Here is a 1,154-nt window from a genome sequence, read left to right on the forward strand (position 1 = left end):
CCCCGCCGCCCCACCCCCCCCCCCACCCCCCCCCCCCCACCCACCCCCCCCCCGCCATCCCCACCCGCCCCCCCCTCCCCCCCCCCCCCCCCCCCCCCGCCCCCCTCCCCCCCCCCACGCCGCAGCCACCCCCCCCCACCCCCACCCCCCCCCACCCCCCCCCCCCCGCGGCCCCCCCCCCCCCCCCCCCCCCGCCCGCCCCCCCCCCGCCCCCACCCCCCCCCCCGCCACCCCTACCCCCCCCCCCCTCGGGGGGGGGGGGGCCCCGCGCGCCCCCGCTGGCGGCCGGGCCCCCCCGGCCCGCGGGGGGGCGAGGGCGCGCCGGGGCCCCCATCTCCCACCCCCCCCCCGCGGGGGGGGTCACGCGGGGGGATTCCCCCGCCGGGGGGGCCGACCCCCGTACAGTGCCCGCCCCTCCTGCTGAGGGGCGGACGTGGATGATCGGCGGAGCCGCCCTGCACCCCAACGAGGCACCGCGGCTGGCCGAACATGGCCTGCTAGACGACGCGCTCACCGAGATCGAATCGCTCGTGTCCTCGCACGAGCGCATGCGTGTGGTGGGGGAGACCGGTCTCGACTACTTCCGCACAGCTGAGGAGGGCGTCGCCGAACAGCAGCGCTCCTTCCGTGCCCATATCGAGATCGCCAAGCGCACGGGACGTGCACTGCAGATCCACGACCGGGAGGCACACGCCGATGTGCTGCGCATCCTCAAGGAGGAAGGCGCCCCCGAGGTCACGATCTTCCACTGCTACTCCGGTGACGAGGCAATGGCCCGCGAATGCGCCGCGGAAGGCTACTACATGTCCTGCGGCGGCAACCTCACGTTCAAGAACGCCGACGAACTGCGGCGGGCCGCGGCGGCTGCTCCACTGGAGCTGCTGCTGACGGAGACCGACGCACCCTTCCTCACCCCGCACCCGCACCGGGGGAAGCCGGGCGGTCCCTACCTCACGGCGATCACGGCGCGGAAACTCGCCGAGGTGCGCGGAATGAGCGAAGAGGATCTGTGCGCTGCCGTGTGGAGCAACGCGGGGCGGCAGAGGGGGGGGGGGGAGGGGGCCGGGGGGGGGGGAAGTGGGGGGTGGGCGGGGGGGGGGGGGGGGTGGGGACTGAGACCATGGATGGGGTGTGCAGGCTGCAGTCAAGTTTTT

At 77.0% G+C, this 1,154-nt stretch carries 1 protein-coding gene; it reads left to right on the forward strand.

Annotated features, from left to right (window positions below):
- Positions 1 to 437: 437 nt before the first annotated feature.
- The coding region (locus tag BI49514_RS16195) for a TatD family hydrolase (RefSeq protein ID WP_338063789.1) at positions 438 to 1,154 on the forward strand (717 nt) is incomplete at its 3' end.

Origin of the sequence: Brevibacterium iodinum ATCC 49514 (assembly GCF_900169265.1) — a bacterium.
Lineage (GTDB): Bacteria > Actinomycetota > Actinomycetes > Actinomycetales > Brevibacteriaceae > Brevibacterium > Brevibacterium iodinum.